This window comes from Bradyrhizobium commune (genome assembly GCF_015624505.1).
Taxonomy (GTDB): Bacteria; Pseudomonadota; Alphaproteobacteria; order Rhizobiales; family Xanthobacteraceae; genus Bradyrhizobium; species Bradyrhizobium commune.
Window position 1 is genome coordinate 7,354,101 of the sequence record NZ_CP061379.1, and the last position, 26,451, is coordinate 7,380,551.

Consider the following 26,451-nt stretch of genomic DNA (forward strand, 5'->3'; position numbering starts at 1 on the left):
CGGCGAGCCTTAAGGGATTCTGGCGGCATGGGTTTTTCGAGGCTTAGGCATTCGTCGTGCCGCCCCAGGATGGCTGGCGCGCGACGAAGGAAAGGGTGCAATGACGGTTTTGACCTGGTCCGACGATCGCGTCGAGCAGTTGAAAAAGCTCTGGGAAGCAGGACTTTCGGCCAGCCAGATCGCGGCCGAGCTCGGCAATGTGACCCGTAACGCCGTGATCGGCAAGGTGCACCGGCTCGGCCTGTCCGGCCGTGCCAAGAGCCCGTCGTCGGCGGCTCCCCGGCCGCGCAAGGCGCGTCCCGCGCAGCATATGATGCGGGTGAGCCGTCCCATTGCGCGCGGCAACACCGCCTTGGCGCAGGCCTTCGAGATCGAGGTCGAGGCCGAACCGGTCACCTACGACAACGTGGTGCCGATGAGCCAGCGGCTGTCGCTGCTGGAGCTGAACGAGGCGACCTGCCACTGGCCGGTCGGCGATCCCTCGAGCCCGGATTTCTTCTTCTGCGGCGGCAAGGCGCTCTCCGGCCTGCCCTATTGCGCCCAGCATTCGCGGGTGGCGTATCAACCGGCCGCGGATCGGCGGCGGGCGCCCGCGAAGCCGCCGCGCTGAGATAGATCTGAGTCAAGTTTAGGAGCCGTCGTGATAACGGCTCAACAAACTCCGCTGTCGTCCCGGCGAAGGCCGGGACCCATAACCACCGGCAGATGTGGTTAAGGAGACTCGGAGTTACCCTCTTCGCGCAACAACTACGCCCTGGGGTTATGGGTCCCGGCCTTCGCCGGGACGGCACCGATTTTGTAGCGGCAGCTCGCTAAAGCATGATCCGGAAAAGTGCGCAGCGGTTTTCCGAAAAGATCATGCTCGAACAACAACCTAAAGCGCGATGACGATTCATCCCAATCTCATCGCGCTTCAGGTCGGCTTACGTCTGCTCGGCCTTCGCGAACCGATCATCCAGCGCATAGCCGGCGCCGCGGACGGTGCGGATCGGGTCCTGCTCGCGGCCGAGATTGAGCAGCTTGCGCAGGCGGCCGATATGCACGTCGACGGTGCGCTCGTCGATATAGATGTCGCGGCCCCAGACGCTGTCGAGCAGCTGCTCGCGCGAGAACACGCGACCGGGATGCTCCAGGAAGAACTCGAGCAGGCGATATTCGGTCGGGCCAAGATCGATCGGCCGGCCCGAGCGCGCCACGCGGCGCTTTTCACGGTCGAGCTCGATGTCGCCGAAAGCGAGCACCGTGGCGAGCCGCTCGGGGCTTGCGCGCCGCAGCAGGCCTTTCACGCGGGCCAAAAGCTCGGGGACCGAGAACGGCTTGACGATGTAGTCGTCGGCGCCGGTCGCGAGCCCGCGAACCCGCTCGCTCTCCTCGCCGCGTGCGGTCAGCATGATGATCGGCAGCTGCTTGGTGTCGGACCGGGCGCGCAGCCGTCGGCACAGCTCGATGCCGGAGAGACCCGGCAGCATCCAGTCGAGCACGATCAGATCGGGGATGTGCTCCTTGAGACGGGTGTCGGCGTCGTCGCCGCGCATCACCGTCTCGACGTCATAGCCGTCGCCTTCGAGGTTGTAACGCAGAAGCTCGGTCAGAGCTTCCTCGTCTTCAACCACCATAATGCGTGCGCCCATGGGGTCGTCGCTCCTTACGTATTCGGGACCGGCGCGGCGAAGGTCGTCATGTCGCCCTTCGGCCGCTTGTCGGTGATGGCCTGACCTTCGATCATGTAGAACACCGTCTCGGCGATGTTGGTGGCATGGTCGCCGATCCGCTCGATGTTCTTGGCGCAGAACATCAGGTGAATGCAGAACGAGATATTGCGCGGATCCTCCATCATGTAGGTGAGGAGCTCGCGGAACAGCGAGGTGCAGATGGCGTCGACTTCCTCGTCGCCCTTCCACACCGCCATCGCCGCCGGCAGATCGTGCGCGGCATAGGCGTCCAGCACCGACTTGACCTGCTGCTGCACGAGATCGGTCATGTGCTCGAGGCCGCGGAACAGCTTCAGCGGATGAAAATCGGTCTCCAGCGCCGCGACGCGCTTGCCCATGTTCTTGGCGAGGTCGCCGATCCGCTCGAGATCGGTCGCAACCCGCATGGCGCCGACGATCTCGCGCAAATCGACCGCCATCGGCTGGCGGCGGGCGATGGTGAGCACGGCGCGTTCCTCGATCTTCTTCTGGAGCGCGTCGATCTCGACGTCGGTTGCGACCACGCGCTGGCCGAGCGCGACGTCGCGCCGGATCAGCGCGTCGACGGAATCGACGATCATGCGCTCGGCGAGGCCGCCCATCTCGGCGACCAGCCGGGTCAGCTCCTGAAGGTCGGAGTCGAAGGCTTTTGCGGTATGTTCCGAACCCATGTCCTGTCTCCTCAGCCGAACCGGCCGGTGATGTAATCCTGCGTGCGCCGGTCGGTCGGCGACGTGAAGATCTTGCTGGTGTCGTCGAACTCGATCAGCTCGCCGAGATACATGAACGCGGTCTTGTCGGAGACGCGCGCCGCCTGCTGCATGTTGTGGGTGACGATCGCGATGGTGTAGTTCTCGCTCAATTCCTGGATCAGCTCCTCGACCTTGGCGGTCGAGATCGGATCGAGCGCCGAGCAGGGCTCGTCGAACAGGATCACCTCGGGCCGCACCGCGACGGTACGGGCGATGCAGAGGCGCTGCTGCTGGCCGCCGGAGAGCGACAGGCCGCTCGCATTCAACTTGTCCTTGACCTCGTTCCACAGCGCGCCGCCGCGCAGCGCCTTCTCGACGCGGTCGTCCATCTCGGACTTCGAGATCTTCTCGTAGAGACGGATGCCGAAGGCGATGTTCTCGTAGATCGTCATCGGGAACGGCGTCGGCTTCTGGAACACCATGCCGACGCGCGCGCGCAGCAGATTGAGGTCGAGCTTGGGGTCGAGGACGTTGGTCTGGTCCAGCATGAGCTGGCCGGTGACGCGCTGGCCCGGATAGAGGTCGTACATCCGGTTGAAGATGCGCAGCAGGGTCGACTTGCCGCAGCCGGAAGGCCCGATGAACGCCGTGACACGGTTGGCGCCGAGCACCAGGTTGATGTTCTTCAGCGCATGGTGCTCGCCGTAATAGAAGTTGAGGTTGCGCACCGTCACCTTGGCGGGGGCTTCGGGCAGCGTGGGGGCCTGGGGCAGTCCACCGGACGCGCTCATCGATACGGAAAGATCACTCATTTTGCGGTCCTTTCGGCGCCAAGGATGCGCGCGCCAATATTCAGGGCAAGCACGGTCAGGGTGATGAGCAGCGCGCCACTCCAGGCGAGCTGCTTCCAATAGGCGTAGGGGCTCTGCACGAAGTTGTTGATGGTGACCGGCAGGTTCGCCATCGTCTTGTTCAGGCTCAGGCTGAAGAACTGGTTCGACAGCGCGGTGAAGAGCAGCGGCGCGGTCTCGCCGGCGACGCGGGCGGTGGCAAGCAGCACGCCGGTGATGAGGCCGGAACGGGCGGCGCGATAGGCGATGCGCTTGATCACCAGCGAGCGCGGCAGGCCGAGCGCGGAGGCCGCCTCGCGCAGCGCGTTCGGCACCAGCAGCAGCATGTCCTCGGTCGTGCGCAGCACCACCGGGATCACGATGACGGCGAGCGCGAGACAGCCGGCGATCGCCGAGAAGCCGCGCATCGGCACCACCACCGCGCCGTAGATGAACAGGCCGATGATGATCGAGGGCGCCGAGAGCAGGATGTCGTTGATGAAGCGGATCACCGAGGTCAGCTTGTCGTTGCGGCCGTACTCGGCGAGGTAGGTGCCGGCGAACATGCCGAGCGGCGCGCCGATGCCGACGCCGATCACGGTCATGATGATCGAACCGACGATCGCGTTGCGCAGGCCGCCTTCGGTCGAGCCCGGAGGCGGAGTGTCGGCGACGAATAACTCTGGGCTGAGACCGGCCACGCCGTTGTAGAGCAGCGTGATCAGGATCAGCGCAAGCCAGGTGACGCCGAAGGCGGCGGCACCGATGCAGAGCCCGCGGATGACGATGTCCTTGCGGCGGCGGCGTACGTAAATCGGGTTCATGTTACTTCCCCGCCTTCTTCTCGAGACGCAGCAGCATCAGCCGCGCGCCGGCGAGCACGAAGAACGTCAGCACGAACAGCAGCAAGCCGAGCAGGATCAGGCCGGACTGGTGCAGACCGTCGCTCTCGGCGAACTCGCTCGCGATCGCCGCCGAGATCGTGGTGCCGGGCGCGAAGATCGAGGACGAGATCCGGAACGAGTTGCCGATGATGAAGGTCACCGCCATGGTCTCGCCGAGCGCGCGGCCGAGCGCCAGCATGACGCCGCCGATGATGCCGACGCGGGTATAGGGGATCACCACGCTGCGGACGACTTCCCAGGTGGTGCAGCCGACGCCGTAGGCGGCCTCTTTCAGCACCGGCGGCACCGTCTTGAACACGTCGACCGAGATCGAGGTGATGAAGGGCAGCACCATGATGGCGAGGATCAGCGCGGCGTTGAACAGGCTGAGATAGGACGGCGGACCGGCGAAGATCGCGCCGAGGACCGGGACGCCGTCGAAGATCTTGATCATGAAGGGCTGGAAGGTGTTGGCCAGGAACGGGCCGAGCACGAAGAAGCCCCACATGCCGTAGATGATCGAGGGGATGCCGGCGAGCAGCTCGACGGCCATGCCGATCGGGCGGCGCAGCCATTGCGGGCAGAGCTCGGTCAGGAAGATCGCGATGCCGAGACCGACCGGGATCGCGATCAGCATCGCGATGAAAGAGGTCACGAGCGTGCCATACATCGGGCCGAGCGCGCCGAGCACGGGCGGATCGGCGGACGGCGCCCAGCGCTGCGTCCACAGGAACGCGAAGCCGTATTCCTTCATCGCCGGGAAGGCGCCGACGATCAGCGACAGGATGATGCCGCCGAGAATGAGAAGCACCGAGATCGCGCTGATGCGCGTGATCCAGTAAAAAGTGAGGTCACCGAGCTTGAACGCGCTCAAGGCCTTGGCGCGATCATACGGTCCGGCGGCGTCAACTACATTGCTCTCGACAGCCATTTCTGCCACGCCGATCCCCTGTACAAACGATACTTGTTTTTGTGTCACCGGTCTCGGCCCCGGATGCAGCACTGGGCTGATCCGGGGCCGAGGTCTTGCGGTCTCTGATGCGGCCGTTGCCGGCCGCACAGACTTAAGAGCTCAGCTCTTGATGTCGGCCGACCAGGTCTTCTCGATCAGGGTCACGACGCTGTCGGGCATCGGGATGTAGTCGAGTTCCTCGGCAGCCTTGGCGCCGTTCTTGAACGCCCAGGCGAAGAACTTGAGGGCTTCCTTCGACGCCGCCTTATCAGCCGGCTCCTTGTGCATCAGGATGAAGGTCGCAGCCGTGATCGGCCAGGACTTGTCGCCGGGCTGGTCGGTCAGGATGACGTAGTAGCCGGGAGCCTTGGCCCAGTCGGCGTTGGAAGCGGCCGCCTGGAACGCCTCGACCGTCGGCTGCACCGTCTTGCCAGCCTTGTTGACGAGGCCGGTATAGGTCAGCTTGTTCTGCTTGGCATAGGCGTACTCGACGTAGCCGATCGAGTTCTTGGTCTGGCTGATGTTGCCCGACACGCCCTCGTTGCCCTTGGCGCCGACGCCAACCGGCCACTCGACGGCGGTGCCCTCACCGACCTTGCTCTTCCAGTCGGCGCTGGCCTTGGAGAGATAGTTGGTGAAGTTGAAGGTGGTGCCCGAACCGTCCGAGCGGCGGACCACGGTGATCGCGTCCGACGGCAGCTTCACGTTCGGATTGAGCTTCTTGATTGCGGCGTCGTCCCACTTGGTGATCTTGCCGAGATAGATGTTGGCGAGCGTCTCGCCATCGAACACCATGTCGCCAGCCTTGACGCCCTCGATGTTGACGACGGGAACGATCGCGCCCATCACCATCGGCCACTGCACCAGGCCGTCCTTCTCGAGCTGCTCGGCCTTGAGCGGCGCGTCGCTGGCGCCGAAGGTCACGGTCTTGGCCTGGATCTGCTTGATGCCGCCGCCGGAACCGATCGACTGGTAATTCAGACCGTTGCCGGTCTCCTTCTTGTAGGCGTCAGCCCACTTCGAATAGACCGGGAAGGGGAAGGTCGCACCGGCACCCGTGATGTCGGCAGCAAAAGCCGCCGTCGTCGTTGCGGCGACCAAGCCAGCAGCGACGATAGTTTTGATGAAATTCATGCTGGTCTCCATACAGGGGAGCGAAGCGCCGTCCGCGCCCGATCGCGCTCCCCGCGCCGCTCGCTTTAGGAGCGGTCGGCTGTGCTTTTACGAAGGTTTCGTGACAGTCGGATGACGCGGTTAAGCTAATGAAATCGCTTAGATTTCAGCTTGCGACGGAAGTCTTCACCTGGGGAAAACAGGCGGTGAAAACGGCGCCCTGCTTGGGCACGCTTTCGATCAAAAGCCGGCCGCGATGACGGTTAAGAATATGTTTCACAAGGGATAATCCGAGGCCCGTCCCGCCCTGCGAGCGGCTGTCGCCGACATCAACCCGGTAGAAGCGCTCGGTCAGGCGTGGCAAATGTTCCGGCGCGATGCCGGGCCCGAAATCGCGCACCATGACCTTGATTTCCTGAGTTCCATCAGGGACTGGCGTCGCCGTCAGCGACACGATGACGCGTCCGCCGGAAGCGCCGTATTTGAGGGCGTTCTCGATCAGGTTCTCGAACAGCCGCAGCAGTTCCTCGCGGTCGCCGGCGATCATCACCGGCGCCTGCGGCAGATTGGTCTCGACATCGACCTGGCGCTCGCGCGCGAGCGGCTCGAGCCCGTCGGCCACCTGGAGGATGATCGGCAGCAGGTCGACCAGGGTGTCGGGCCGCACATGGGCCGACAGTTCCACCCGCGACAGCGACAGGAGATCGTCGATCAGGCGCGCCATGCGGGTCGCCTGGTTGTGCATGATGCCGAGGAAGCGCTCGCGCGCCTTGGGATCGTCCTTGGCCTGGCCCTGGAGCGTATCGATGAAGCCGGAGAGCGCGGCGAGCGGCGTGCGCAGCTCGTGGCTGGCATTGGCGACGAAGTCGGCGCGCATCTCCTCGACCCGGCGCAGCGGCGTCTGGTCGTGGAAGGTCATCAGCATGCATTTGTCGGCGCCGCCGAAATTGGTCGGCACCGGCACCGGCGTGATGATCAGCTCCATCCAGCGGTCGACCGGGACATGGTCGAGATAGGTCGCCCGCCGCGGCTCGGTGGTCGCAATCGACTCGCGCAGCGCCGTGATGATCTCCGGCGAGCGCAGCGCGAATTGCGCGAGCTCGTTCTTGCGCAGCGCCGGCGCGAGCTGGGCGGCGGCGGCGTTGAGATGGATGACCCGGCCGGCGCGGTCGAGCAGCACCGCAGGATCCGGCATGCCCGCGACGACCGCGGCCACTGGCGCGCTTTCGACCGGATTGACACGACGGGTGTCCTCGCGCGAGGCGGCGGTATCATGCAGCCGCCAGGGGATCAGCGCCGCGGCCGCGATGCAGAGGAATACCGTCACCGCCCGCACCACCGATAATTCGCCGAGCGAAACCACGACCGAGAGCGCCAGCGCCGCGGCGATCAGGATGATGGTCGAATGCCGCAGCCGGTCGGACCAGGGCTGGACCGAGGGAGACGAGGGAGCGTCGATCGCCATCGGGGCGGGCTTCTCCTTGTTGACTTTGCGCGCAGTCAGGCGCCGCCGTCGCTGCGCTCTCTTACATAGGCGGCTTCACGTGCCGGGCCTGGATCGAGCTTGAGCGCCGCCTGCTGCAGGCGCTTCGATCGGGCACCGATGATAACCTCGCGAAACGTCAGCAAGATTACAGATATGACGAAGGGCGACAGATAATAGAGGACCCGGAACAGGAGCATGCCGCCCAAAAGCTCCTCGCGGTCCATCTGCCAGAGGCCGACCAGCATGGCGGCGTCGAACACGCCGAGCCCGCCGGGCGAGTGGCTGGCGAAGCCGAGCAGCGTCGCCGAGACGAAGATCACGGCGACCACGACGAAGCCGAGATTGGGCTCGTCCGGCACCAGCACATACATCGCGAGCGCACAGAAGCCGAGATCGATGATGCCGATCGCGATCTGGAGCAGCGTCAGCGGGCCGCCCGGCAACATCACGGTCCAGGGCCCACGGCCGACCACGCGCGGCTGGGTCCAGACCCAGACCACATAGGCGACCAGCGCCACGATGATCATCATCGCGATCGTCCGGTTCAGCCAGGGCGGAAGCTGGTCGATCGCGGAGGCAGCTTCCGGATGATAGGAGATGCCGAGGCCGAGCACGGCGGCGTTGCCGAGCCAGAAGGTCAGGCCGGCCAGGAAGCAGATCTTCGCGACGTCGATCGCGTTCAACCCATAGGCCGAATAGATGCGATAGCGCACCGCACCGCCGGTGAAGACGCTGGCGCCGACATTGTGGCCGATCGAATAGGAGGTGAAGGCGGCGAGCGCATTGATGCGATAGGGCACGTGGGCGCGGCCGATCGCGCGCACGGCGAACCAATCGTAGAAGGTCAGGGTGAAATAGCCCGCGGCCACGAACAGCGCCGCCATCGCAATCTGGCGCGGCTCGGTGCTCTTGATCGCCTCGATCACTTCGTTGGAATCGATGCCGCGCAGCATGTGGTAGAGCACATAGCAAGCGATGCCGATGACCGCGACGCTGATCACAACTCCAAGCTTATGCAGGATTTGCTTCTGGCGCAGAAACGACATCGCCCTGCGTATGGCTTCCAGCATCTAAACCTCGAACAACGCTTCAGCAGCCAGGCTGGCCGGCGAACAGGCGGACGACACGCAGGTCAGCAACGAACCCTTGAACGAACCCTTGCCGCCGGCTCCTGCACCGCGCATGCCCCCCGTCCCTCCACTAGCGCGTTTTGGGGCGGAGTGGAATTCGCCAATACGAACAAAAACACGTGCCTTCAATATTTTAGGCAGGTTTGCGGGCTCAGGATGCACGGTTTGGCGCTTTCGGCGGCAGGCTCGACGCGAATCTCTGTGGCAATCCTGCGCAGGGCCCGTGAAGTTTTGATGATTTCGGCCGCACAATGTTCCGCCACGCCTTAAGCCGAAATCAATCTATGGGCCGCGCCCGCCTGTTGTAAGAGGGGGATCCGATCGCCGTCGACGGATTTTCCGATTTCCGCGAGGTCTCAGGCCGCCGGCTGGCTCCGCGCGACCACGCGGTCGCGAAGCCATGCGCCGATGGTGCATCCGACAAGGTAGCAGGCGAACATGATCAGCCCGAGGTCGAGCCAGTAACCGAACCGGCCGGGGACGACATGCGCGCACGAGGCCGCGACCAGCCCCGCGACGAGAACGGCAAGCCACCACGCGGTGACCTTCGAGGTGCCGCTGCCGCGCTGGACCACCGAGATCCAGCCCATGCAAAAGCCCAGCACCAGCGAGCCGATCAGCCAGCCCATGTGAAACGAGATAAGATAGGGCATCGTCACCTCACCAGAAATTCGATGCGGCGGTTTTGCGCCTTGCCGTCGTCGGTGTCGTTGCCGGCGACAGGCTGCGTGCTGCCATAGCCGACAGCGGTGAAGCGGTCGGCGGGCAGGCCAGCCTTGACCAGATAATCGATCACCGATTGCGCGCGCTTTTCGGAAAGAGCCTGGTTGAAGGAATCCTCACCGTCGGAATCGGTGTGGCCGGCGACCTCGATATTGCTGGTCGGACAGCGTAGCGCCGTCTCGATCAGATGATCGAGAATGCCGGCGGAGTCGGGATCGATGTCGGCGCGCTTGGACTCGAAGCGAATCTTGCCCTTGGCCAGCAGCTCCGAGAACAATTGCTGGCAGACGGTGCCGTCGACCGGCCCCGCCGCAGGCTTCACCGTGATCTCCGGCTTGTACTGCCAGGTCTTCGGAAAGTCCTTGCCGAGGCCTGCGCGGATGTCGTTGGCGGCACCCTCGTACAGCGCATCGCCCGACAGCTTCACCTCGCGATCGGAGACGACGAGCGTGCCGGTCGACAGCCGCGACAGCGCACCGAGCGCTGCGACCACGGCGGTGTTGAAGGCGCTGGGTGCGCCGATACTGGCCTTGAGATTGTCGACGACCTTTTCGTTGAAGAATTTTCGCGACGCACTCATCGCAATGGTGGCGTGCACATTGTTGTCAGGCACGTAGCCGGTCAGCGTCACGGTCGCTGCCACCGGATCCTTGTAGGCCTGGAAGATGTAGGGCGGCGCCTTGATGTCGTTGCCGGCAATCGAGAAACCTTCAGGCAGATTCTTCAGCGCAGCCGCGATCGCCTCGCGGCCGCCGAGATCGCGCGCCATGCCCGACAGATTGACCTTGGTGTCGGAGATCGTGATCTTGCCGTCCTTGAGCTTGCCGATCTGGTCAAGCAGCAGCATGGCTGCGGCTTCGAAGCGCGGCGGCGCACCGCGCGCCAGGCCCATCTGATCGGCCACCTCGACGCCGGCAACCTCCTTGCGCGCCGCCTCCATCAGCCGGCCCTTCATCGACGGCAACGGCGCTGAACCCGACAGCGTCACCCGCACCACGTCCCGCTCGGCGTTCCAGACGAAGGGCTTTGCCTCGGGAACCAGGCGGGTCAGGTCGTCGACCAGGCGGACGCCCGGAACATTCTCGACCGCGACCACCGCGTCACGGCGGCCCTCTTCGGAGAAGGCATCCGCCGCCAGGCTGACGTCGCGGCCGTCGACCGCGATCCGGGTCTTGTCCAGGACGGTGTCCTTGAGGGCGGCCGAGCTGCGGGCCGACAGGCCGGCCTCGACCGGCAAGGTGTTATTCCAGGCCGCAAATCCCCACATGACGGCCAGGGGGATCAGCCCCGGCCACCATTTGCTGGCCCACCTGAAAAGCTTCTTCATTCGACGACCCGAACTCTGGAACCGGAGACAAAACAAACCCTTGGCAGGCTGTCAAACCGGAAATGGGGCCGTTCCGGGCGCCTTGCGTGGACAATTGGAATAACTTTTTCTTCAAGGGTCACACCCTAAGTTGAGGGCGGAATGCCAGGGGTCGGCCAGCCGGTCATGAAACAACTCCGTAACAACGTCATTCGCGCCGGGCTGGGAGCACTCTATTTCAGCGGGGCGCACCACCTGCTGCGCCCGCTTTTGTCGGGCGTCGGCGCCATTTTCATGCTGCATCACGTCCGACCGGCCCGCGCGGGCGCGTTCCAGCCGAACCGGCACCTCGAAGTTGCCCCCGAATTCCTGCGCGCGACCTTATGCCATCTGCGCTCGCGCGAGATCGACATCGTCAGCATGGACGAGCTGCATGAGCGGTTGGTGCAGGGCCGGTTCGACCGCCGCTTCGCTGCTTTCACGCTCGACGACGGCTATCGCGACAATCTCGACTATGCCCTGCCGGTGCTGCGCGAATTTGACGCGCCCGCGACCGTTTATGTCGCCAGCGATTTTGCCGAAGGCATCGGGCGACTGTGGTGGGCCGCGCTTGAAGCCGTGATCGCCGCGACCGAACAGGTCGACGTGCAGATCCGCAATTCCGCGCTGCGGCTCGACGCAACCACGCCCGCCGCAAAGCAGGCAACATTCGACCGCCTGCATGACTGGCTGCGCGCGTTGCCGGGCGAGCATGATCTCGCGCGCGAGATCGAAGCGCTCTGCGCAAAATACAATGTCGACATGGCCGCGCTGTGCCGCAGCCTGTGCCTATCCTGGGGCGAGGTCAAGGAGTTCGCCGCCGACCCGCTGGTGACGATCGGCGCCCATACCATCAGTCATTGCAACCTCGCCAAGCAAAGCGAAGAGATCGCAGCACAAGAGATGGCGGTGAGCCGCGTGAGGATCGAGCACGCGCTGGATCGCCCAGTGCAGCACTTCGCCTACCCTTATGGCGATCGCGACGCTGCCGGCGATCGCGAGTTCGCTCTCGCCGCATCCGCCGGCTTCAAGACCGCGGTGACGACACGGCCCGGCATGCTGTTCGCCGAAGACGCCGGCCACATGACCGCGCTGCCGCGCGTCTCGCTCAACGGCAATTACCAGGACACGCGGATTTTGCCGGTGCTGACCTCGGGCGCCGCGACCGCGATGTGGAACGGCTTGCGGCGGATCGCGGCGGCTTGAATATTGTCCCGGCCTTGGCCGGGACAACACCGAGTTGACTCCCCTCCCCTCGGCGCTCAAAACGTCGCCAACCCAAGGAAGGCGTCAAGGGAGGCACCATGTTCAACGATCTGTTCTCGCTCAAAGGCCGCGTCGCGCTCGTGACCGGCGGCTCGCGCGGCATCGGCAAGATGATCGCCGCGGGCTTCCTCGCGCAAGGCGCGGCGAAGGTCTACATCACCGCGCGCAAGGCCGGGCCTTGCGAAGCGACCGCCAAGGAGCTTTCAGCACAGTATGACGGCGAATGCATCGCACTGCCGATCGACATCTCGACCGTCGAAGGCTGCGACAGGCTCGCCTCCGAAATCATCAAGCTGGAGCCGAAGCTCGACATCCTCGTCAACAATGCGGGAGCGGCCTGGGGCGCGGAGTTCGACGAATTCCCTGAAAGCGGCTGGGACAAGGTGATGGACCTCAACGTTAAGTCGCTGTTCTTCCTGACCAAGGCGCTGGCGAAACCGCTGCGCGCGGCGGCCTCGCACGAGCGGCCGGCGAAGGTCATCAACATCGCCTCGGTCGACGGCATCTTCGTTAATCCGGGCGAGACCTATTCCTACGCCGCCAGCAAGGCCGCCGTGATCCACCTGACGCGGCGCCTGGCGACGAAACTGATCAAGGACAACATCAACGTCACCGCGATCGCGCCGGGCGCGTTCAAGTCCGACATGAACCGCGCCGCGCGCGATCACTCCGACGAAGTCGCAAAGCGCATTCCGGCGCGGCGCATCGGGACCGACGAGGACATGGCGGGCGTGGCGATCTATCTCGCCTCGCGTGCAGGCGATTATGTGGTCGGCAACACCATCGCGGTGGATGGTGGCGTAGTGTACGCCAATGCCGGGCTGGAGATTGCGGGGTAGCAGTGCGCGCGAATGGTAAGTAGCGAATGGCGAATAGGCGTTACCTCGCTACTCGCTACTCGCTACTCGCCAACTACCTCACGACTCGATCTTCACATACTCGAAATCGCCGGGCTTGTTATCGATGCCGACTTTCGGCGGCGAGATCCAGGAGGCGAACTGGCCGGTTTCGGTGACGGGCTGCATCAGCGAGGTGATGAAGTCGCCGTCGGCGGTCGAGGGCAGCCACTCGTCCTTGCGCTTGGCCCAGGTCGCATCATCGATCAAAATGCCGTCGGGCGTCGCGTGCACGTCCTTGAACTCGCCGATGTGGCGATGGAAGGCAACGTTGGGCAGTTTGAGCTGGAAATCATAGCCCGCGGTCGAGATCACCTTGTTCCAGCGCAGCATACCCTTGACGCAATCCTGGCTGTAATCGTCGCGCAGGCGCATGTTGAGCGCGGTCAGCGCCGGCTCGTCGACCAGCTTGATCTCGCCGTTGATGAACTTCAGCACCGGATAGGTGGCGTTCTTGAGCTGGTGATCATCGTCAATTTGCGTCTCGTGATAGCGGCCCTTGATGCCGGTGTTGAAGGCATTGGCCGCATTGGTCGAGACCTCCGAGCCGAACAGGTCGAGCGACAGCGTGTAGTGCAGGTTCAGCTTCTTCTGGATCGTCGGCAGGTCGATGACACCGAGCGCGCGAACCTTGGCGACATCGGTGGGATCGGTGATGCCGGCCTCGCGCATCGCATCGCAGGTGCGCTGCACGACGCGGGTGATGCCGGTCTCGCCGACGAACATGTGGTGCGCTTCCTCGGTCAGCATGAAGCGGCAGGTGCGCGACAAGGGATCGAAGCCCGACTGCGCCAGCGAGTGCAGCTGCATCTTGCCGTCGCGGTCGGTGAAATAGGTGAACATGAAGAAGGACAGCCAGTCCGGCGTCGCCTCGTTGAAGGCGCCCAGCATGCGTGGGCTATCCGCGTCACCCGAGCGGCGGCGCAGCAAATCGTCAGCCTCTTCGCGACCGTCGCGGCCGAAATATTTCTGGAGCAGGTAGACCATCGCCCAAAGATGGCGGCCTTCCTCGACATTGACCTGGAACAGATTGCGCATGTCGTAGAGCGAGGGCGCAGTCTTGCCGAGATGACGCTGCTGTTCGACGGAAGCGGGCTCGGTGTCGCCCTGGATCACGATCAGGCGGCGCAGCATGGCGCGATACTCGCCCGGCACTTCCTGCCAGGCCGGCTCGCCCAAATGCTCGCCGAAGGGAACGACGCGGTTCTCTTCCTGCGGCGCAAGCAGGATGCCCCAGCGGTATTCGGGCATGCGCACGTAATCGAACTTGGCCCAGCCACGCGGATCGACGGAGTAGGCGGTGCGCAGATACACCAGCGACTCCTGGAAGCCCTCCGGCCCCATGTCGCTCCACCAATCCATGTAGCCGGGATGCCAGCCTTCCAGCGCTTTGAGCACCTGGCGGTCTTCGGCGAGATTGACGTTGTTCGGAATCTTGGTCGAGTAGTCGACGTTCATGATGTTCATATTCATTGGGAACTCTCCCGCGTTGAACCTGATCGTTTCCCGCGAATGGCGAGTAGCGAATGGCGAATGAAATCCCTATTCGCTATTCGCCACTCCGTATTCGCTACACCCTTGTCATATCGAATTTCGGCTTCTGGCCGCTGCCGTAACGGCGCAGCGCGCCTTCCTCGCCGACTGCGTTCGGGCGCTGGAAGATCCAGTTCTGCCATGCGGTCAGCCGCGCGAAGATCTTTGATTCCATCGTCTCCGGACCGACGAAGCGCAGGCTCGCCTCCATGCCGGTGAGACTGTCCGGCGAGAAGCTGGCGCGTTCCTCCAGGAACACGCGGACCTCGTCGTCCCAGTCGATGTCGTCGAGCGCGAAAGTGACGAGGCCGAGCTCTTCCGCCTGCTCGGCGTCGAGCGCGGTGCCCATCGTGGCCTCCGCGCGCTCGACGTCAGCCGGATCGGCCTGGAAGCGCGACTCCAGCCGCGTCAGGCCATGGCTCATCGGGAACGGGCCAAAGTTCATGGCGGAGAGCTCGATCGACGGCGGCGGACGGTTGTCGCCCTGGCGCGTGCCGATCAGCATGTAGGAGCGGTCGGCGGCGAACACGAGCTCAGCCAAGGTGCCGGCAAAGCAGGAGCCGGGCTCGACCAGCGTCACCAGCGTGCGCGAGGTGACGTCGATGCGCTTGAGCACGCGCTTCCAGTAATGGCGGATCTCATTGACCAGCCAGTGCGCCTTGTTGGCCTCGAGGAAGGCGTCGCTGGCCAGCACATGGGCGCGGTCGCCATGGCTCTTGAACACCAGCATCGCGATCTCGAGCTCGTTGATGCGCAGATGCAGGATGGCATCGTCGATCTCGCGCGCCACTTGCAACGGCCAGAACGAGGCGCCCTGCGCCATCATGCCATCGATGTCGGCCGGCGGCGCGGCCTCTGGCGCCTTGATCGAGATGGTGGCGATGCGGGCAGCGCGATCGATATCCACGGTGACGAAGCCGTAGCGGATGCTGGTTTCGTCGATGACACGCTTGAGCGGGGTGAGTGCAACGCCCTTGCCGCTGCCGGCGCGCTTCGAGGCGCCCGCGAATTCCTTGGCCCGTTCGGTGATCTTGGCCTCTAACTTGCTGTTCGGCGCGATCTCGTCGACGAGACGCCATTGCACGGCGCGCTTGCCCTTCACGCCTTCCTCGATGGTGCAGAAGAAATCGGCGTGGTCGCGGCGCACCTTGCGCTTGTCGACGACGCGGGTGAGGCCGCCGGTGCCCGGCAGCACCGCGAGCAGCGGCACCTCGGGCAAGGCAACCGCAGAGGCGCCGTCATCGGCGAGGATGATGTGATCGGTGGCAAGCGCGAGCTCGTAGCCGCCGCCGGCGGCCGAGCCGTTCACCACCGTGATGAAACGCTGGCCGGAATTCGCTGACGAATCCTCCATGCCGTTGCGGGTCTCGTTGGTGAATTTGCAGAAGTTCACCTTGTGGGCATGGGTCGAGCCCGCGAGCATGCGGATGTTGGCGCCGGCGCAGAACACGCGGTTCTTGGCCGAACGCATCACCACGACCTTCACCTCCGGATGCTCGAAGCGCAGGCGCTGGATCGCGTCGGCCAGCTCGATATCGACGCCGAGATCATAGGAATTGAGCTTGAGCAGATAGCCCTCGAACAGGCCGCCATTCTCGTCGACATCCATGGTCAGCGTCGCGACGTCACCGTCGACCGCGAGCTTCCAGTGCTTGTAGCGGGACGGCTCGGTCTGGAAATCGATGAATGTCGCACCGCCTGCGAGGCGCCGATCTTCCCCGGCCATGGGCCACCCTTAAGCTTGTTTAGCGTTTTGGCTGTCGTGTTAGATGCACAATAGTGCATCTTTTGGAGCGTGTCTAGCCCTTAACGGCCAACGTATGCACTTTGTTTCATGAATTCGATTGGGAGCGCACGATAGCTCCGAGCGCGATCCAGTCGGCCTTGGAGAGCTGGGGACGGTCGAGCTTGGCCTGAAGCAAGGCCATCAGCGCCGGAACCGGAAAGCTCTCGACAAAGCCGTCGCCGGCCGGGACCGCCTTGCGCGAGCTCAGCGTCCGCAGTTCGGCCAGTGCCTCGCCGAACAGGCGCGCGGCCGAGTGCGCCTTCTGCATGCGCAGCCGCAAATTCGCATTGGCGATCTGGATGCAGGCCCGCAGCAGAATACGCTCGCGGCCGCCCTGCGGCGCCGCCGCCCATACCGCTTCCAGCACCTCCTGCGATTCCCAGAAATAGCCGCGGTCGTTCAACGCGAGCCCGTAGCGCAGCGCCGGATGACGCACCGGCACGTAGCCACGGAAGGCCGAGGGCACCAGCGCCTTGGCCAGATCGAGGGTTTCGTAGTCGGCATCCGGTTCGCCCGTCGCTCCCGGCACATAGGCCCATTGCGGCCATGGCAACGGGCCGCTCACACTTGGAGGCACATTCATGAATGTGCCCCCAAATGATCATGCGGCGCGCCCCTGGAGTCCCTGATCGTCGCGCAGGGCCGCCTTGGCAAATTGCTCAATCGCGTCAAGCGTCACCCCTGGCGCTTCACGATGCGGGGAATGGCCCGCGTCTGAAATAATTTTCAAATCTACCGGACAGTAACACTCTTCCTGCGCAATCTCGACCTGACGCAGTGTCCCATATTGGTCGTTTTTACCTTGCAGGACCATGACAGGAACGCGGATATAGGCGAGATATTCCGAGATGTCCCAGTCGCGGAATTTCGGGTCGAGCCAGGCCCGATTCCAGCCATAGAATGCGTTGTCGACGTCCTTGTGCCAGCGCGCGAGCTTGGCTTTGAGATCCGTGGTCTCGTAGGCCGTCTTGATCTCCGCGATCGATGTCACGGAAATGTCCTCGACGATGAAATGCGGCGCGATCAGGGCTATGCCCTGCAACCGGCGATCCTGGTGCGACCCGGCATAGATCGCCGCGATCGAGGCGCCGTCGGAATGGCCGAGCAACAGGCCGCGCTTGAAGGAGATCGCGTCGAGCACTTTTGGCAGCATGTCCAGCGCTTCACGCTGCATGTAGTCGAGCGGCCGCGGCAGCGTCACCGGGCTCGACTGGCCGTAGCCGGCCCGCGAATAGGCGAAAATGCCGGCGCCGGTGGCCTGATGAAGCTTTTCGGGGAAGTCGCCCCAAAGCCCGACCGAGCCCAGGCCTTCGTGCAGCATCACGATAGTCGGCGCGTCGGCGGCGAGCGACGCGAGCCATTTGTATTCGAGGCTGGCGCCGTCGATCGTGAGCAAGCCGGTGCGGGCGAGATTGGTCATACTGTCAGTCAATTCGTGCCCTCGCGCAGCTTGAAACGCTGGATCTTTCCCGTCGCGGTCTTCGGCAAGGACTCCACCACGTCGATCCAGCGCGGATATTTCCACGGGCCGATCTTCTGCTTGACGTGCTCCTTCAGCATCTCCTGAAGGTCGCTGGTCTTCGCGCCCGGGCGCAACACGACGAAGGCTTTGGGCTTGAGCAGGCCTTCCGGATCGGCCTCGGGCACGACGGCGGCTTCCAGCACAGCCGGATGTGTGATCAGCGCGCTCTCGACCTCGAACGGCGAGACCCAGATGCCGGAGACCTTGAACATGTCGTCGGCGCGGCCGCAGAAGGTGTAGCGGCCCTCCGCGTCCCTGACATATTTGTCGCCGGTGCGGGTCCACGGCCCCTCAAAGGTGCGGCGGCTCTTGTGGCGCTGGTTCCAGTAGCCCTCGCCGGCCGAGGGCGCATCGACCAGGAGTTCGCCGACCTCGCCGTCAGCCACTGCCTCGCCGGCTTCGTTGACGAGCCGCACCGCATAGCCCGGCACCGGCTTGCCGGAGGAGCCGTACTTGATGTCGCCCGGCGCATTCGAGAGAAAAATGTGCAACAGCTCGGTCGAGCCGACGCCGTCGAGGATGTCGACGCCGAAGCGCGATTTCCAGCTATTGCCAACGGATTCCGGCAGCGCCTCGCCGGCCGAGGTGCAGATCCGCAAGGCGCCGCCGCCGCGCTCGGCCTTCATCGTCTCGTCGTTGAGCATCGCCGCAAACAGCGTCGGCACGCCGTAGAAGATCGACGGCTTGTAGCGGTTCATCAGATCGAACATGCGCGCCGGCGTCGGGCGCTCGCTGTTGAGCACCACGGTCGCGCCGACCGACAGCGGAAACGTCAGCGCATTGCCGAGGCCATAGGCGAAGAACAGCTTTGCCGCGGACAGGCAGACGTCGTTCTCGCGGATGCCGAGCACCTGGCTCGCGTAGGTATCCGCGGTCGCCTGCAGATTCGAATGCAGATGGCGCACGCCCTTGGGCATGCCGGTCGAACCGGACGAATAGAGCCAGAACGCCGGCTCGTCCGGATGCGTCGCGGCGGTCGTAAACCGGTCGCTCTCGCGCGCGAGTTCTTCCGCGAGCTGTTTGTGGCCGTTGGTCTTGGCGCCGCAGACGACGACATGCTCGAGATCTGGCATGCGGCCGACCACGTCCTTGATGACGGGGTAGAGCGCGTCCGAGACGAACAGCACGCGCGCGCGGCAGTCGGCGAGGATGTAGGCGTATTGATCCGCGGTCAGCAGCGTGTTGAGCGGCACCGGAACGATGCCGGCGCGGAGCGCGCCCAGGAACAGAACCGGGAAATCGACCGTATCCAGCATGATCATCGCCACGCGCTCCTCGCGGCGGACGCCGAGCCGGCGCAGCATGTTGGCGGCGCGGTTTGTCTGTTGCTGGAGCTCGCCATAGGTGAGCCGCGAGACGGTGTCGTCGAACACCAGCTTGTTGCCCCTGCCCTCCTCGACGTTGCGGTCGAGCAGCCAGGTCACCGCGTTATAGGATCCCTCGCTCACGGACGTCTCCCCCGAATTTAGAATTATAATTCATAGAAAGACACTGCAACAGCTTGCTGTCAATGCCAGCAGGCACTATGTTTCATTAAAACGCGCCGCAGGGCCTGCTTCCAGGAAGGCACCTGCTAAAGAAGGCTCATGACCGACAGTCCCGACGCCGAATCCCGCTTTCTCGAACAGCTCGGCCAGCGCGTGCGCACCATGCGCGCACTGCGCGGCATGTCGCGCAAAGTGCTCGCCAAGGTATCAGGAATTTCGGAGCGCTACATCGCGCAGCTCGAGAGCGGCAAGGGCAATGTCTCGATCGTGCTGTTGCGCCGCGTCTCCGACGCGATGGGCGCGCATCTCGAAGATCTGCTCCCCTCAGCCGATCCGACGCCGGACTGGCAGATGTTTCGCGATCTCTTGCGCAAGGCGACACCGGCGCAGATCGCACAAGCCAAGGATCTGCTCGCCGGCGGCAGCGCATCGGCGCCGCGGCGCGCGCCGTTCTGCGGCATCGCGCTGATCGGCTTGCGCGGCGCCGGCAAATCCACGCTCGGCAAGATTTTGGCGAAGAAGGTCGGCTGGAGCTTTGTCGAGCTCAACAAGGAGGTCGAGCGGCAGAACGGCCTCTCGGTCGCCGAGATCATCGCGCTCTACGGCCAGGAAGGCTTTCGCCGCATGGAGCAGGCGGCACTGCAACAGCTGCTGGCGCGCAACGAGCTGATGGTGCTGGCCACCGGCGGCGGCATCGTCTCCGAACCCCTGACCTTCGACCAGATCCTGTCGTCGTTCTACACGATCTGGCTGAAGGCCGAGCCCGAGGAGCACATGGCCCGCGTGCGCCGCCAGGGCGATCTCCGGCCAATGGCGGACGATCGTTCGGCGATGGCGGAGCTGCGCAACATCCTCTTGAGCCGCGAGCCGCTGTATTCGCGCGCGACGGCCGTGGTGGATACGGCCGGCCTCTCGGTCGACGCAGCGGCAGCGCGGCTGATCGATGCGGTCCGGCCGGTGCTGCAAAACGAAGCCCGCAGCTTCGGGCTGCGCAGCGTGGCGCTGTAGGGTCATCGCCGCAAAATGACCGACAGCGACGTCGCAATCTCCATGTTCGAGCGGATCGGCGGCAGCGCCACGATCGACCTGCTGGTCGAACGCTTCTATGAGCGCATGGACCGGCTTCCGGAGGCGCGGGTCATCCGCGCCATGCATGCCGCCGACCTCGGCCTGATCAAGGACGTGCTGAAGCGCTATCTCGCTGAATGGACCGGCGGCCCAAAACTCTATTCGGTCGAGAAGGGCCATCCGCGGCTGCGCCAGCGGCACATCGGCTTTGCCATCGGCGATGCCGAGCGCGACGCGTGGCTGCTCTGCATGCGCGGCGCGCTGGAGGAGACGGTGATCGACATTGCCGCGCGAAAAGACCTCGACCGCGCGCTGTCCGGTCTCGCCGACTGGATGCGCAACCGGCCATGAGCGCGTCGATCGCTCGCCCGGGCGACAACGATGACGGCGCCGCTAGATCGACCAGTAATTCGGATGCTGGTAGGGCCGCGAGCGGTCGCCCCAATCGAACTCCTCGCCATCGACTTCGCAGGGACCGCTGCTCAATCGCTCCGGCGTCAGCTCGACCTGGAAGGCCTGACGTCCCGGATCATATTTCAGTGCGCTCCACTGCACCGGATAATGGTGATGAGTGCCGAGCAGCCCCCCGGTCTTGATTACGACGTAGGCGACCGTTCCGCTCACCTTGTCGAGCATCAACCGCTCGATCGTGCCGAGCTTCGTGCCGTCGCAACCATAGACGGCGACGTGCTGCACGCGATCACTGGGAACCATGGTGTGTTGCATGGCGTGCTCCCTGGATTTGTGTGGAGCGCATCATAACACAGACGGCGGGCATTGAGGGTGGATTAGCGTCAACTACAGCAATTGCGACCGCACCGCCTCCGCGCCCTCGCGCAGCAGCGGCAGAAAGCGGTCGATCAATTCCTGCGCGGGCACGCGGTCGACATGCGCGCCCATGTTGATCGCGGCGACGATCGCGTCGTCATAGCGCCGCACCGGCACCGAGATCGAGCGGAAATGCGGCTCGGCTTCGCGGTCAACGAGCGAATAGCCCCGCGCGCGATCGGCCGAGATGTGCGCGAGCAGCGCCTTGGGATCGGTCACCGTCTGCGGCGTCAGCGCCTCGCGCTTCATTTTCTTCAGGCGCGCGAGCAGGTCGGCATCGTCGAGCTGGCCGAGCATGGCGCGGCCGACCGAGGTGCAGAACGCGGGTAGCCGGTAGCCAATCTCCAATCCACCGGAAAACATCCGGGCCGGGCTGCTGCGCGCGATGAACACGACTTCGTCGCCGTCGAGGACCGAGAGCGATGAGATTTCGTTGGCGGCGGTCGCGACGCGATCGAGCACGGGCTGGAGCACGGTGACGAGCTGGTTGGAGCGCAGGTAGGACGCGGCGAGCGTCAGCACATGCGGCGTCAACGTGAACAGCTTGCCGTCGCTGGCGACGAAGCCGCCGTGCTGAAGCGTGAACAGGATGCGCCGCGCGGTAGCGCGCGGAAGGTCGGCGGCACGGGCAAGATCGCTCAGCGTCATCGGGCCGCTGGTGACGCCGAAACATTGCAGTAGGCGCAGGCCGCGATCGAGGCTCTCGACGAAATCCGTCGCGCGTGCGTCGGCGTCACTCCGCTTCAGCTTGGGCATCGGCTCGGGACATCCTGCAAAATAGTGCTTGCTGCCGGTCCAAGGCATGGCATAATTCGCCCATTAGTTCAATAGGCGAACAAATCCGGAAAAGGACGTAACCGCCATGATGAGCCCGGAGCAGAACGACCTGATCACCCGCACCGGGCTGAAAGACCCCTGCGGAAAGCTGATGCGGAGCTACTGGCAGCCGGCGGCGCTGGTCGACGAGCTCGAAGGCGCGCGGCCGATCCGCCCCGTCAGATTGCTCGGCGAGAACCTGGTGCTGTTTCGCGACGAGACGGGACGCTACGGCCTGATCGATCGCCACTGCGCGCATCGCGGCGCCGACCTCGCCTTCGGCCGGCTCGAGCATGGCGGGCTGCGCTGCGCCTTCCATGGCTGGCTGTTCGATGCGACCGGCCAGTGCATCGAGACGCCGGCCGAGCCGAAGGAGTCAAAGCTCTGCCAGAACATCCGCCAGCGCTCCTATCCCGTGGTGGAGAAGAGCGGCATCCTCTGGGCTTATCTCGGCGAAGGTGAGCCGCCGGCATTTCCCGAGCTCGATTGCTTCGTCGCGCCCGGCACGCACACCTTCGCGTTCAAGGGCCACATGGCCTGCAACTGGCTCCAGGCGCTCGAGGTCGGCATCGATCCCGCGCACGCCTCCTATCTGCATCGCTTCTTCGAGGACGAGGACACCTCCACCGCCTACGGCAAGCAGTTCCGCGGCGCTTCGGCCGGCTCCGACCTGCCGATGACGAAGATCCTGCGCGAATACGACCGCCCGATCATCAATGTCGAGCACACCGAATACGGGTTGCGGCTGATCGCGCTGCGCGAGATCGACGAGGAACGGACGCATGTACGCGTCACCAACCAGCTGTTCCCGCACGGCTTCGTCATCCCGATGAGCACGGAGATGACGATCACGCAGTGGCATGTGCCGGTCGACGACGAGAACTGCTACTGGTACGCAATCTTCACCAGCTATTCGAATCCGGTCGACAAGCAGAAGATGCGCGACCAGCGGCTCGAGCTCTATGAGCTGCCCGACTACAAGTCGCGCAAGAACAAAGCCAACGAGTACGGCTTCGATCCGCACGAGCAGCAGACCGCGACCTACACCGGCATGGGCAACGACATCAACGTTCACGACCAATGGGCGGTGGAATCGATGGGCGCGATCCAGGACCGCACCAGGGAACATCTCGGCTCGAGCGACAAGGCGATCGTGCAATATCGCCGGCTGCTGCGGCAGGAGATCGAGAAGGTTTTGGGCGGCGAGAAGCCGATGCTATTCCTTGACGAAGCCAACGCGCGGTCGATCCAGGGACCGGCCACCATGGACGGCATCGGCCCGACGCGCGGCTGGGAGACCTATTGGATGGAGGTCGACGTCAGGCGCCGCCGCGGCGCGCCCTGGACCGCGCCGGTGCCGAAGGAAATTGCGGACAATGTGCACCGGCTGACGGCGGCGGAGTGAGGGTCGTGCTGGCCTCTCCTCCGTCATTGCGAGCTGAGCTCGCAATGACGGAGAATGTGGCGGGCGTCTTGCAGACGTCGGGCATTGGTGACTGAGGAGCAACGATAGTGACTTTCGTCGCGCGTCATGCGCTGTGGTCGGACGAGCAGAAGGACGCAGCGGTGCGCATGCGCCGCATCGTCGAGGAAAAGAATCTCGAAGTCATCCGCCTCGCCTTCCCCGACCAGCACGGCATCTTGCGCGGCAAGACCATCATCGCCGCCGAGGCGATCGCCTCGCTGGAAGGCGGCTGCTCCATCACGACGACGATGCTCGCCAAGGACACCTCGCACCGCACGGTGTTCCCGGTCTTCACATCAGGTGGCGGCTTCGGCATGAAGGAGATCGAGGGCGCAGCCGACGTGCTGATGGTCGCCGATCCCACCACCTTCCGCGTGCTGCCCTGGGCGCCAGCGACCGGCTGGGTTCTCTGCGATCTCTATTTTGGCGATGGCCGCCCGGTGCCGTTCGCGACGCGCGGGCTCTATCGCAAGGTGCTCGACGAGCTCGCAAGCCGCGGCCACGATTTCATCGCCGGCCTCGAGGTCGAATTCCACATCTTCAGGCTCGACGACCCGCATATGCGTGTGGAGGACGCCGGCCAGCCCGGCACACCGCCCTCGGTGAGCCTGCTGTCCCACGGCTATCAATACCTCACCGAGCAGCGGTTCGATCAGATGGAGCCGGCGCTCGAGATTCTTCGCCGCGACATTCTGGCGCTCGGGCTGCCGCTGCGTTCGGTCGAGGTCGAGTTCGGGCCGAGCCAGTGCGAGTTCACCTTCCAGCCCAGACAGGGTCTGGAGCCCGCCGACAACATGGTGCTGTTCCGCTCCGCCGTGAAGCAGGTCGCGCGACGGCACGGCTATCACGCCACGTTCATGTGCCGGCCGAAACTTCCGAACGTGGTCGCGAGCGGCTGGCATCTGCATCAGTCGATCGTGTCACGCACGAGCGGCGAGAACCTGTTCATGGCCAAGGAAGGTGCCGCGCCGCTCAGCGAATTCGGCCGCTGTTATCTCGCAGGACTGCTCGACCACGCCCGTGCGGCCACCGTTTTCACGACGCCAACCATCAACGGCTACAAGCGCTACCGCTCCTACTCGCTGGCACCGGACCGCGCGATCTGGGGTCGCGACAATCGCGGCGTGATGATCCGCGTGCTCGGTGGCGCCGGCAACGCCGCCACCCGCCTGGAAAACCGTGTCGGCGAGCCCGCCGCCAATCCCTATCTCTATATGGCGGCCCAAATCCTGTCCGGGCTCGACGGCGTCGACCGCAAGCTCGATCCCGGCCCTTCAGCGGATACGCCCTACGAGACCGAGGCGCCACTCTTGCCGAAGTCGCTGCGCGATGCGGTTTCGGCGCTGAAGGACGATCCCTTCTTCCGCGAAAAATTCGGCGCCGAGTTCATCGACTATTACGCCCACATCAAGAACGCAGAGATCGATCGCTTCCTCGCCGAGGTGACCGACTGGGAACATCGCGAATACTTTGAGATGTTCTGAGGCGTCCCCCGTTATCCGGCCTTCGGCTTCTGCCTGAGATAATAGTAGGTCGGCAACAGGCCGAGCGCGACGATCGCGACCATCACCCACCAGCCGCGCTGGAATGCGACGAGGCGCTCCGGCAATGACGCCGGCGAGCCGATGATGGCGACGAAGATCGCGACACCCACCGCGAGCGCGGCCTGACGGATCATGTTGATCACGCCGGAGCCGGTCGCAAAGGACGAGGGCGGCAGACCTGCGGCGCTGACGCCCATCAGCGTCGGGAAGGTCAGGCCGACGCCGATGCCGGTCGGGATCATGCCAAGGATCACGAAGGCCGGGTGCGGCTCGGGGCCGATCAGGGTTGCCCAGGCGACCAGGCCGGCTGCAAAGACCACGATCCCTGCCGTGACGACGGGCGCAGCGCCGAAGCGCGCGATCAGACGTCCCGCGAACAACAGCGAGGTGATCGGCACCATCAGCGGCCCCGGCGCGATCGCGAGCCCGGTCTGCAACGCCGACCATCCCCACGCTGTCTGCTCCCACAGGGCCACTGACAGCAGCATGGCGCCGAAGGCTGCCGAATAGGGCGCCATCACCAAAGCGGCGCCGGTGAACTGCCGGATGCGAAACAGCGCCGGATCGACGAACGGATTTTCGGTGCGGAGGCAGCGCCAGATGAACACGGCCAGCAGGATCGCGGCAGCGGCGAAGCTGTAGCCGATCGCCGGTGCGCGCAATCCCCAGTCGCTGACCTTGACGATCGCGAAGACGAGCGCGCCGATGCCACCTGTGACCAACATGGCGTCGAGGAATTTGGGGCGCGGCGCATCATGGCCCTCGATTTCCGGAAGCTTCCACCAGCCGATCACCATGGCCACAAGGCCGATCGGGACGTTGACGAAGAAGATCCAGCGCCAGTTGACCGCGACGAGCACGCCGCCGACGACGGGCCCAAGCGCCGCGGCGAGGCCGCCGATCGCAGTCCAGGTCCGCACCGCACCGCCACGCTTCTCCGGCGCGAACACCGCCAGCAGCAGGCCGAGCGAGGTCGGCGTCATCAGCGCGGCGCCGGCGGCCTGCACGAGACGGAACGCGGTGAGCATCGCGACATTGTTGGCGGCAGCGCAAGCCGCCGACGCCACGGTGAAGAGGCCGACGCCGAGCAGGAAGCTGAGATTCCTGCGGTGACGTTCGGCCAGCCGGCCGAAGAACACCAAGAGCGCCGCATAGGCGATGGCGTAGCCGTTCAGCACCCACGACATGTCGTCGAGCGAGGCGTCCTTGAAGTCCTGCCCGATGCTCGGCAGTGCGACGTTGACGATAAAGAGATCGAGATTGGCGAGACATATGCCGACGCAGACGATCGCCAGCACCACATTCGGGGACGTCGCCTTGCGAGGCTTCGGCGGCTGCGCGGGGTCGTCAAGCGGCACCGCGCGGGCAAACGTGCCGCGTTCTAGACTGTTCAT

Annotated in this window: 25 protein-coding genes; 7 read left to right on the forward strand and 18 right to left on the reverse strand. The window is 64.5% G+C overall.

Features of this window, described 5'->3' with window-relative positions; genetic code table 11:
* Positions 1-100: 100 nt before the first annotated feature.
* A complete protein-coding gene (locus IC761_RS34540; RefSeq protein ID WP_195801067.1) occupies positions 101-610 on the forward strand; it encodes a GcrA family cell cycle regulator in 510 nt (169 codons plus the stop codon).
* A gap of 313 nt (positions 611-923) precedes the next feature.
* Here IC761_RS34540 and phoB read toward each other — a convergent pair whose 3' ends face one another.
* From phoB to IC761_RS34590, 10 genes are all read right to left on the reverse strand, one after another.
* Positions 924-1,631: a phosphate regulon transcriptional regulator PhoB gene (gene phoB, locus IC761_RS34545; RefSeq protein WP_195801068.1), complete on the reverse strand. Its 708-nt coding sequence runs from the start codon at positions 1,629-1,631 to the stop codon at positions 924-926.
* 14 nt (positions 1,632-1,645) lie between these two features.
* Entirely contained in the window at positions 1,646-2,362 is a 717-nt protein-coding gene (gene phoU, locus IC761_RS34550) for a phosphate signaling complex protein PhoU (RefSeq protein ID WP_195801069.1), read from the reverse strand.
* Between the two features lie 11 nt (positions 2,363-2,373).
* Positions 2,374-3,195, reverse strand: a complete 822-nt coding sequence (gene pstB, locus IC761_RS34555; RefSeq protein ID WP_195801070.1) for a phosphate ABC transporter ATP-binding protein PstB — start codon at positions 3,193-3,195, stop codon at positions 2,374-2,376.
* Positions 3,192-4,037, reverse strand: coding sequence for a phosphate ABC transporter permease PstA (pstA, locus tag IC761_RS34560; protein WP_195801071.1), 846 nt, complete (start codon positions 4,035-4,037; stop codon positions 3,192-3,194). Before pstA ends, pstB begins: the two co-directional genes overlap by 4 nt.
* A 1-nt stretch (position 4,038) precedes the next feature.
* Positions 4,039-5,028, reverse strand: a complete 990-nt coding sequence (gene pstC / locus IC761_RS34565; RefSeq protein WP_195804873.1) for a phosphate ABC transporter permease subunit PstC — start codon at positions 5,026-5,028, stop codon at positions 4,039-4,041.
* A 141-nt stretch (positions 5,029-5,169) separates the two neighbouring features.
* Positions 5,170-6,183 (reverse strand): phosphate ABC transporter substrate-binding protein PstS, encoded by a 1,014-nt coding sequence (pstS, locus tag IC761_RS34570; RefSeq protein WP_195801072.1) that lies wholly within the window; start codon positions 6,181-6,183, stop codon positions 5,170-5,172.
* A 145-nt stretch (positions 6,184-6,328) separates the two neighbouring features.
* Positions 6,329-7,627 (reverse strand): ATP-binding protein, encoded by a 1,299-nt coding sequence (locus tag IC761_RS34575; protein ID WP_195801073.1) that lies wholly within the window; start codon positions 7,625-7,627, stop codon positions 6,329-6,331.
* A gap of 35 nt (positions 7,628-7,662) precedes the next feature.
* Positions 7,663-8,718 (reverse strand): lysylphosphatidylglycerol synthase domain-containing protein, encoded by a 1,056-nt coding sequence (locus tag IC761_RS34580; RefSeq protein ID WP_195801074.1) that lies wholly within the window; start codon positions 8,716-8,718, stop codon positions 7,663-7,665.
* A 416-nt stretch (positions 8,719-9,134) separates the two neighbouring features.
* Positions 9,135-9,431: a hypothetical protein gene (locus IC761_RS34585; RefSeq protein WP_195801075.1), complete on the reverse strand. Its 297-nt coding sequence runs from the start codon at positions 9,429-9,431 to the stop codon at positions 9,135-9,137.
* A 2-nt stretch (positions 9,432-9,433) separates the two neighbouring features.
* Positions 9,434-10,828 (reverse strand): OmpA family protein, encoded by a 1,395-nt coding sequence (locus IC761_RS34590; RefSeq protein WP_195801076.1) that lies wholly within the window; start codon positions 10,826-10,828, stop codon positions 9,434-9,436.
* A 165-nt stretch (positions 10,829-10,993) separates the two neighbouring features.
* On the opposite strand from IC761_RS34590, the gene IC761_RS34595 reads away from it, so the two are divergent.
* Complete coding sequence (locus IC761_RS34595) at positions 10,994-12,052, forward strand: polysaccharide deacetylase family protein (RefSeq protein ID WP_195801077.1); 1,059 nt, start codon at positions 10,994-10,996, stop codon at positions 12,050-12,052.
* Positions 12,053-12,150: 98 nt separating this feature from the next.
* Positions 12,151-12,951, forward strand: coding sequence for an SDR family oxidoreductase (locus IC761_RS34600; RefSeq protein ID WP_195801078.1), 801 nt, complete (start codon positions 12,151-12,153; stop codon positions 12,949-12,951).
* A 78-nt stretch (positions 12,952-13,029) separates the two neighbouring features.
* Here the strand turns inward: IC761_RS34600 and boxB are convergent, their stop codons facing one another.
* The 5 genes from boxB to IC761_RS34625 form a co-directional block, all read right to left on the reverse strand.
* A complete protein-coding gene (gene boxB, locus IC761_RS34605; protein ID WP_195801079.1) occupies positions 13,030-14,481 on the reverse strand; it encodes a benzoyl-CoA 2,3-epoxidase subunit BoxB in 1,452 nt (483 codons plus the stop codon).
* Between the two features lie 97 nt (positions 14,482-14,578).
* Positions 14,579-16,267, reverse strand: a complete 1,689-nt coding sequence (gene boxC, locus IC761_RS34610; RefSeq protein WP_195801080.1) for a 2,3-epoxybenzoyl-CoA dihydrolase — start codon at positions 16,265-16,267, stop codon at positions 14,579-14,581.
* A gap of 106 nt (positions 16,268-16,373) precedes the next feature.
* Positions 16,374-16,910: a DUF309 domain-containing protein gene (locus tag IC761_RS34615; protein WP_195801081.1), complete on the reverse strand. Its 537-nt coding sequence runs from the start codon at positions 16,908-16,910 to the stop codon at positions 16,374-16,376.
* A gap of 18 nt (positions 16,911-16,928) precedes the next feature.
* Complete coding sequence (locus tag IC761_RS34620) at positions 16,929-17,747, reverse strand: alpha/beta fold hydrolase (RefSeq protein ID WP_195804874.1); 819 nt, start codon at positions 17,745-17,747, stop codon at positions 16,929-16,931.
* Between the two features lie 8 nt (positions 17,748-17,755).
* Positions 17,756-19,297 carry a benzoate-CoA ligase family protein gene (locus tag IC761_RS34625; protein WP_195801082.1) on the reverse strand — a complete coding sequence of 514 codons (1,542 nt, stop codon included), beginning with the start codon at positions 19,295-19,297 and terminating at the stop codon, positions 17,756-17,758.
* 138 nt (positions 19,298-19,435) lie between these two features.
* Here IC761_RS34625 and IC761_RS34630 point away from each other — a divergent pair, with 138 nt between their 5' ends.
* The gene (locus IC761_RS34630; protein ID WP_195801083.1) at positions 19,436-20,344 is read left to right on the forward strand and encodes a helix-turn-helix transcriptional regulator; all 909 of its coding nucleotides are present in this window, start codon (positions 19,436-19,438) and stop codon (positions 20,342-20,344) included.
* Between the two features lie 15 nt (positions 20,345-20,359).
* Positions 20,360-20,755: a group II truncated hemoglobin gene (locus IC761_RS34635; RefSeq protein ID WP_195801084.1), complete on the forward strand. Its 396-nt coding sequence runs from the start codon at positions 20,360-20,362 to the stop codon at positions 20,753-20,755.
* Between the two features lie 42 nt (positions 20,756-20,797).
* On the opposite strand, the gene IC761_RS34640 is transcribed toward IC761_RS34635, so the two are convergent.
* A complete protein-coding gene (locus IC761_RS34640) occupies positions 20,798-21,130 on the reverse strand; it encodes a PRC-barrel domain-containing protein (protein ID WP_195801085.1) in 333 nt (110 codons plus the stop codon).
* Between the two features lie 72 nt (positions 21,131-21,202).
* Positions 21,203-21,988 carry an IclR family transcriptional regulator domain-containing protein gene (locus tag IC761_RS34645; protein ID WP_195801086.1) on the reverse strand — a complete coding sequence of 262 codons (786 nt, stop codon included), beginning with the start codon at positions 21,986-21,988 and terminating at the stop codon, positions 21,203-21,205.
* Between the two features lie 106 nt (positions 21,989-22,094).
* On the opposite strand from IC761_RS34645, the gene IC761_RS34650 reads away from it, so the two are divergent.
* Together IC761_RS34650 and IC761_RS34655 are read left to right on the forward strand one after the other, a co-directional pair.
* Complete coding sequence (locus IC761_RS34650) at positions 22,095-23,453, forward strand: aromatic ring-hydroxylating dioxygenase subunit alpha (protein WP_195801087.1); 1,359 nt, start codon at positions 22,095-22,097, stop codon at positions 23,451-23,453.
* A gap of 107 nt (positions 23,454-23,560) precedes the next feature.
* Entirely contained in the window at positions 23,561-24,997 is a 1,437-nt protein-coding gene (locus tag IC761_RS34655; protein WP_195801088.1) for a glutamine synthetase family protein, read from the forward strand.
* Between the two features lie 11 nt (positions 24,998-25,008).
* Here the strand turns inward: IC761_RS34655 and IC761_RS34660 are convergent, their stop codons facing one another.
* Positions 25,009-26,451, reverse strand: a complete 1,443-nt coding sequence (locus tag IC761_RS34660) for an MFS transporter (RefSeq protein WP_195801089.1) — start codon at positions 26,449-26,451, stop codon at positions 25,009-25,011.